This window comes from Streptosporangium sp. NPDC087985 (assembly GCF_044741965.1).
Taxonomy (GTDB): Bacteria; Actinomycetota; Actinomycetes; order Streptosporangiales; family Streptosporangiaceae; genus Streptosporangium.
On the sequence record NZ_JBIUTQ010000035.1, the window covers coordinates 20,582 to 27,750 of the forward strand.

Genomic DNA, 7,169 nt, shown 5'->3' on the forward strand with positions numbered 1-7,169 from the left:
CTTCTAATGACAACATTCACTTCCGTTAGAAGCAGGCTAAGCCTCCCGGATTTATTTCGTCAATAGATGTTGGCTATAGAATGGCCCCGTGGAGGAGCACAGGGTTACCCAGATCGCCGCCGTCGCCGCACTTGACGAGCCGACGCGCCGACGGGTGTACGACCACGTCGTGCGCCAGCCAGAACCGGTGAGCCGCGACGAGGCCGCCGAGTCCCTGGAGATGCCACGCACGACCGTGGCCTTTCACCTCGAACGACTCGCGGACCAGGGCCTGCTCGACGTCGTCTTCGAACGGCGCACGGGCCGCACCGGACCCGGCGCCGGCCGACCGGCCAAGCTGTACCGGCGGTCGAAGTGCGACGTCACGGTGTCCCTTCCGGAGCGCCACTACGAGCTGGCCGGGCGACTCCTGGCCACCGCCCTCCAGGAAGCCGAGCGCTCCGGGGACTCACCGCGGGCCGTTCTGGACCGGCGCGCCTACCAGTTGGGCAGGGATCTCGGAGAGACGGCGCGTCCCGCCGCCGGTGACCGGGACATCCGGGCCACCACACTGTGCGCGCTTGAGGCGCACGGCTACGAGCCGCGCGCCGAGGGGGACGAGATCGTCCTCAGAAACTGCCCCTTCCACACCCTGGCGCAGGAGAACCCCGAACTCGTGTGCGGAATGAACCTGCGCCTGCTCGACGGGCTCCTGTCCGGCCTCGGCTCCACCGGACTGACCGCCCATCTCGCCCCCACCCCGCCCCACTGCTGCGTACGGCTCAGGCCCTCGCCTGACTAAGCTCCGCCGCATGCCTTCTCACACCTCTCCCGCCCGGCCGCACGGCGTGAAAGAGCCCCTCTCCCCCAAGCTGGCGTCGTCGCTCACCCTCGTGGAACTCCTCGACGACGATCTCGAGGAGGACGGCTCCTACACGTCGATGGAGTTCAGGGGCGTCGACCTGTCCTCGCGTGACGCGGACGGGGTCGAGTTCGAGGGGTGCCGGTTCGTCGACACGCGGTTCTCGGGTACGGCGATGCGCCGGGGCGGTTTCTCCAACGTGGAGCTGGAACGCTGCGACCTGTCGGGCATGGCGGCCAGGGCGGCGTCGATGCACCGCACCCGGGTGTCGGCGAGCCGCTTGACCGGGATGACCTGGTCGGAGTGCGGGTTCAAGAACGTGACGTTCGACGGCTGCCGCGCCGACCTGACGGGGTTCCGGTTCTCGACGTTCAAGCACGCCGTCTTCCGCGACTGCGCCCTGACAGAGGTCAACTTCCAGAACGCGGACCTGAGAGGGGTCCGGTTCGAGCGCTGCAACCTGGCGGGGGCCCAGTTCTCCGGCGCGCAGATGGAGGGAGCGCGGTTCGCCGACTGCGTGCTGCTGGGGATCGGCGGCGTGACCAGCCTCAGGGGCGTGACCATCAAGAGCCGAGACGCCCAGGGACTGGTCTACAGCCTGGCAGGCGCCATGGGGATCACCATCGAGGAATGACGGCCGCGTGGTCGGCATCGGCAGGGGACGGCCTCGACAGGCGGCGCACGGACCGGCCGGGATGCACGGAAAATGCGTATGAACGGATGAAATAAAACACTCAGTCCGTTTGAATCGCTTTTATATATGCGAAATCAGCATCCCGACAATCGGACGGCAGTTGCCGCTTCACAGATTTCGGAATACGCAAGCCCTATGGCCGAAGTGGCGTGCAAAAATTCGTTTACCTTCTGGGAGGCCAATTCCTCCACGGCGCGAGAGGGGAGTTTATATATTTCCCAGGCCGACAAGATCGCACCGGGGCGGGAGTATCGATAAATTCCACCCATGGCGCGCCATTTTGTATAAGGAGTATGCTGCATGCCATCGAAGCGACAATTCGTCCAGACCGCGGTGACCTGCGCTTTCGCAGCGGCCACCGTCATGGGTCTCGGAGCTTCCTCCTACGCGCAAACCAGCATCCCGAACACCTCGCCCGCCCCCCGCGCCTCGGCGGAAGACCCCACCCCGCCCAAGGCCCGCGCCCTGACCGCCGCCGAGATCCACAGGAAGGGACTGAGTCAGTACATCGACATGTCCCGCCAGCAGGAAACCCCTCCCACCATTATCGACGCGTCCAAGAACAAGCTCGCCGCGGGCGTCCTGGCTCCCACCAGAAAGCCCCAGAAGAGCAGCGCCCAGAATCTCGCCTCAGGCTGCTGGTATCTGCAGACGGGGTACAGCGCCCCCAACCTCGGAGGCACCGCCGACCACACCTGGTGCGGCGACGGCGTCCAGGTCACCTACACCTCGGCAAGCTGCACCGGCGGCACGAACTGGCCCACCTACCGATACGAGGGCTGCCAGAGCATCGAGAGCTACGGGGTCGGCTGGAACGTCTGGGACGTCACCGACCGCTGGCACTTCTGCACGTTCTACAACCCGCAGACCGGCGGGTGCGGCTCCCGGATCCACCCGTGGCAGAAGAACCGCTACGGCGCGAACGGGCAGGTCTGGCTCCTGGGATGGGGTAACAACTAGGCGTTAGCCCTGACCGCGCGTTCCCACTCCGGCGACGGCGCCGACCTCACCACGGTCGGCGCCGTCGCCGCGTTGTCTGTCCGGGGTCCGCCCCCAGCCCTCGCCCCGGCTCCCCGGCCGTCAGCCCCGGCCGCTGACTCCCGACTCATGGCTTATGGCTTATGGCTTATGGCTCGCATGCCGGCGGGGCTCGAACCTAATTTCATCACTTGTTGACTTCTCTGACGGCCCGGCCTAGCGTTGCAGGTGAGTCCCGCTCCCCGGCCTCCGCTCCGGCTGCCGCACGGATTCGAGAGCGACGAGTCCTCCGTGATCCACGGTCACGACGCTCGGCGTCCCCGGCCGCCCGGACGCTCCGCGGGCTCGTGGTCCGGGCCGTGTCGCTGCTCGGTGAAGCCCCAAGGAGACGCCCCCATGTCCACCCCACTGATCCTGAAATTTGATGACATCGGGGCGGAGATGCTGCCCCTCGTCGGCGGCAAGGCCGCCAATCTCGGCATGCTCACCACCGCCGGGTTCCCCGTCCCGCCGGGGTTGTGCGTCACCACCGAGGCCTACCGCCGGGTCACCGCGCAGGCCGGTCTCGATGACGTGCTCGACGTCCTGGCCGTCACCCGCGCCGATGACGTGCAGTCCCTGAACGAGCTGGCCGGCCGGGCCCGCGAGCTCGTTCTCTCCGCTCCCGTGCCCGATGACATCGCCGACGTCGTACGGCGGAGCGCGCACGGCCCCGTCGCCGTCCGCTCCTCCGCCACCGCCGAGGACCTGCCGCACGCCAGCTTCGCGGGGCAGCAGGACACCTACCTCAATGTGGTCGGTGACGAATCCCTGCTGGACGCGGTCCGGCGCTGCTGGGCCTCGCTCTGGACCGACCGGGCCGTGGCCTACCGCGCGGCCCACGGCATCGACCACCGGACCGTGCGGCTGGCCGTCGTGATCCAGGAGATGATCCAGTCCGAGGTGGCGGGGGTGATGTTCACCGCCAACCCGGTCACCGGGCGGCGCCACGAGGCGGTGATCGACGCCAGTCCCGGTCTCGGCGAGGCGGTGGTCTCCGGCGCGGTCAACCCCGACCGATTCGTGGTGGACACCGCCAGCGGGCGGATCACCGAACGGCGGCCGGGCGACAAGCGGCTGGCCGTACGGTCCCTGCCCGGTGGCGGAGTGGAGCACGTCGAAACCGGGATGGACGAGGCCTGCCTCACCGATGCCCAGGTCAGGGCACTGGCCGAACTGGGTGGCCGGGTCGAGGCCCACTACGGCTCACCCCAGGACACCGAGTGGGCCATCGACGCCGACGGCACACTGTGGCTGACCCAGTCACGTCCGATCACCACCCTCTTCCCGATCCCCCGGCACCGCGTGCCGGCCGGAGGTACGGGAGGAGACCACCGGCCGTGCCCGGCGTTCGACACCGGCCCGGCTCCGAGCGGGCAGGGGGGCCAGGCGCCGGGAAGGAAGGCGAGAGACTCCGCGTCGGGCGGGACCGGCGGGACGCGGATCTACTTCTGCTTCAGCCTGGCCCAGGGTCTCCACGTGCCGATCACCCCGCTGGGCATGTCGGCCTTCCGGCTGCTGTCCTCGTCGCTCGCCGGCCTGGCGGGGGTCCCGGTGGCCGACCGGCGGGACGGGGCGCCGCAGTTCGCCGAGGCGGGCGGCCGAATGTTCCTCGACGTCACCGGGATCGTGCGCAGCCGGGTAGGCCGGGTGCTCTTCCCTCTGGTGCTCGACGTGATGGAGGCCAGGTCGGCCACGGTGCTGCGCGGCCTGTCCGGCGACCCTCGTTTCGACATGACCCAGCGCTCCGTCCGGCCCGCCCTGCGGCGGCTCGTCAGGAACGTGGCCCGCTTCCGTATCCTGCCGCGTGTCGTACAGGCCCTGCTGACGCCCGCGTCTGCGCACAGGCGTGCGGATCGGCTGAGGGCGACGCTGGAGGTACGGCTGGCGTCCCCGGCGACCGCCACCTCCCGGCAGCGGCTCGACCGCGTCGAGCAGATCCTCGGCACCCGGGCCTTCCCGCTGCTCCCCGAGATCATTCCGGGAGCGGCGGCCGGGTTCGCCATGCTCGGCCTGGCCTATCGCCTGCTCGGAGACCGCGCCCGGCCCGGCGAACTCCAGACCGTCCTGCGGGGGCTTCCGCACAACGTGACCACTGAGATGGACCTGGCCCTGTGGCACCTGGCCGAGCGGATCCGCGCGGACGACGGCGCCGCGTCCCTGATGCTCAGCACTCCCGCCGCCGAGCTCGCCGGGCGTTTCCACGCCGGCTCGCTGCCCGGCGCCGTCCAGAAGGGCCTGTCGGGGTTCCTCAAGGTCTACGGCGTGCGGACGGTCGCCGAGATCGACCTCGGGGTCCCGCGCTGGTCGGAGGATCCGACGCACATCATCGGCGTCCTGGCCAACTACCTCCGCCTGGATGATCCGGCCCTGGCCCCCGACGCCCTGTTCGCCAAGGGCGCCACGGAGGCCACGCTCATGATCAGGACTCTGGGCGCCCGCGCCGGGGGGGTCCGCGGCGGGGTCGTCCGTTTCGCCCTCGGCCGGGCCCGTGCCCTGATCGGCCTGCGCGAGCTGCCCAAGTTCCTCATGGTGACCGTCCTGGCCGCCATGCGCGCGGAACTCCGGACCGTCGGCGCCGACCTGACCGCCCGTGGTGTCCTGGACTCCCCCGACGACGTCTTCTTCCTGACCATGAAAGAGGTCCGCGACGCCCTCACGGCCGCGTCCGGGGAGAGCGCCTCCGGCGAGACGGCACCGCCGCACCCCGTCATGCCGCGGGCGCTGGTCTCCGCGCGGCGCGAGGAGTCCGCGCGCGAGCTGCGCCGCCGGCATGTGCCGCGCGTCCTGCTGTCGGACGGCACCGAACCCGAGGCCGTCGCGACGGCGGTCCCGGTGGACGGCGCGCTCACCGGCACCCCCGCCTCCGCGGGCAACGTAACCGGCACGGCCAGGGTCGTGCTCGATCCCGTCGGCGCCCACCTGGAGCCGGGCGAGATCCTGGTCTGCCCCTCCACCGACCCGGGCTGGACCCCGCTGTTCCTGACCGCGGGCGGCCTGGTGATGGAGATGGGCGGTGCGAACTCCCACGGCGCCGTGGTCGCCCGCGAGTACGGTATCCCGGCCGTGGTGGGCGTCGCCCGCGCGACCGGGCACATCGTCACCGGCCAGCGGATCACCGTGGACGGCACCTCCGGCGCGGTGATCATCACCTGAGGTCGGGCGCCCGGACCATACGGGGGCGCCCGTCCCGTCTCGGCCGCCGGCGGCCGAGACGGGACTCAGGTGTCAGATGTCACCGTTGACATCGGTTGCCATGGATAGTGGACTCCGCGGGAGGAAACATCCGTGGCCGGCCGCTGAGTCGGAGTGCCTCCCGGCACGCCCCCAGAAAGGCGGGAGCATGTCCCCTACCAAGGTCGCCGTGCTCGGTGAGTGCGTCGCCGACGCCTTCGCGACCGGGAGCCCGTCGCAGGGCGAGCTCACCCTGCGCGTCCTCCCCGGCGGCGGTCCCGCGAACACCGCCGTGGCGCTCTCCCGCCTCGGCACCCCCACCCGCTTCCTCGGGCGCATCTCCCGCGACTCCTTCGGTGCCCTGTTCCGGGCCCACCTGGAGTCCTCCGGGGTCGACCTGACCGGCTGCGTCACCGCCGACGAGCCCAGCACGCTGGCGGTGGCCACCCTGGACGAGTCAGGTCAGGCATGCTACTCCTTCCATGCGGAGGGCGCCGCCGACTGGGCGTGGAGCCCGGCGGAGCTGACCGCCGGGCGGCTCGGCGACGTCTCCTGCCTGCACACCGGCTCCCTCGCGCTGGTGCGCGCCCCCGGTGCCGAGCACGTCGAGGAGCTGCTGGGCAGGACCGCCGCCCGGGCCACCGTGTCGATCGACCCCAACGTCCGCGCCGAGCTCGTCGATCCCGCCGTCTACCGGGGGCGGATGCCCGTGTGGTGCAAGCTCGCCGACATCGTCAAGCTGAGCGACGACGACCTGGAGCAGATCCACCCCGGGGTGCCTTTCGAGCAGGCCTGTGACACCTGGCACGCCGCGGGCGTCCGCCTGGTCGTGGTGACCCGCGGCTCCCGGGGGGCGACCGTCTCGGTGGATGGCGAGCGCGCGACGGTGCCCGCGCCCGCCACGGCCGTCGTGGACACGGTCGGCGCGGGCGACTCCTTCACCGCTGGTCTCCTCCACCGGCTGCACGCCTCCGGCCTGCTCGGCGGCCGGCTCGACGTCCTCGGCCTCGACCAGGCCGTGGACGCGGCGGCCTTCGCCGTCCGCGTCGCCACGCTCACCTGCTCGGTGGCCGGAGCCAACCCGCCGTGGGCACCTGACCTGGCCGGCTGACGGGCGGCGACGCGGGGCGGCAGCGCAAATTCCAGTCGCGTCGCACTCCACGCACCCACGATCAGGTCTCTCCTTTGACCTCCTCTCGGCCCTCAAGGGACCGAGATTCCCCGCGCCGCCGACACGCCACCCGGAGGGGCGCACTCAGCGGTGCGGGGTGGTTGACGCTTCGCCGACCCGCCCAACGGCTGGAGGTCTCCACGCCCTGAAACGGCAAGCCCTGCCGCCTTGATATTCTTCGCCGCGTTCACGTCCGCGTGCTCGCGATGAGCGCAGGTGGCGCAGGCGAAGACCGCTTGGCTCTCGCGGGACCTCGCCTCCACCACCGTGCA

The 7,169-nt window shown here is 70.7% G+C and carries 6 protein-coding genes; 5 read left to right on the forward strand and 1 reads right to left on the reverse strand.

The window, feature by feature from the left end; translation table 11 throughout:
* Positions 1 to 88 precede the first annotated feature (88 nt).
* The 5 genes from ACIN94_RS31830 (at position 89) to ACIN94_RS31850 (ending at position 6,837) form a co-directional block, all read left to right on the forward strand.
* A complete protein-coding gene (locus tag ACIN94_RS31830; RefSeq protein WP_400714403.1) occupies positions 89 to 781 on the forward strand; it encodes a helix-turn-helix transcriptional regulator in 693 nt (230 codons plus the stop codon).
* Positions 782 to 791: 10 nt separating this feature from the next.
* Positions 792 to 1,475: a pentapeptide repeat-containing protein gene (locus tag ACIN94_RS31835; RefSeq protein WP_400714406.1), complete on the forward strand. Its 684-nt coding sequence runs from the start codon at positions 792 to 794 to the stop codon at positions 1,473 to 1,475.
* Positions 1,476 to 1,835: 360 nt separating this feature from the next.
* Entirely contained in the window at positions 1,836 to 2,495 is a 660-nt protein-coding gene (locus ACIN94_RS31840; RefSeq protein ID WP_400714409.1) for a hypothetical protein, read from the forward strand.
* 414 nt (positions 2,496 to 2,909) lie between these two features.
* Positions 2,910 to 5,708: a PEP/pyruvate-binding domain-containing protein gene (locus ACIN94_RS31845; RefSeq protein WP_400714412.1), complete on the forward strand. Its 2,799-nt coding sequence runs from the start codon at positions 2,910 to 2,912 to the stop codon at positions 5,706 to 5,708.
* Between the two features lie 187 nt (positions 5,709 to 5,895).
* The gene (locus tag ACIN94_RS31850) at positions 5,896 to 6,837 is read left to right on the forward strand and encodes a carbohydrate kinase (RefSeq protein WP_400714415.1); all 942 of its coding nucleotides are present in this window, start codon (positions 5,896 to 5,898) and stop codon (positions 6,835 to 6,837) included.
* A 92-nt stretch (positions 6,838 to 6,929) separates the two neighbouring features.
* Here ACIN94_RS31850 and ACIN94_RS31855 read toward each other — a convergent pair whose 3' ends face one another.
* A complete protein-coding gene (locus tag ACIN94_RS31855; protein ID WP_400714418.1) occupies positions 6,930 to 7,163 on the reverse strand; it encodes a zinc ribbon domain-containing protein in 234 nt (77 codons plus the stop codon).
* Between the last annotated feature and the right edge of the window lie 6 nt (positions 7,164 to 7,169).

Bases quoted from the DNA above. Each gene is read 5' to 3' on its own strand.
- ACIN94_RS31840 (WP_400714409.1), top strand. From the start codon at position 1,836: ATGCCATCGAAGCGACAATTCGTCCAGACCGCGGTGACCTGCGCTTTC.
- ACIN94_RS31835 (WP_400714406.1), top strand. From the start codon at position 792: ATGCCTTCTCACACCTCTCCCGCCCGGCCGCACGGCGTGAAAGAGCCC.
- ACIN94_RS31845 (WP_400714412.1), top strand. From the start codon at position 2,910: ATGTCCACCCCACTGATCCTGAAATTTGATGACATCGGGGCGGAGATG.
- ACIN94_RS31850 (WP_400714415.1), top strand. From the start codon at position 5,896: ATGTCCCCTACCAAGGTCGCCGTGCTCGGTGAGTGCGTCGCCGACGCC.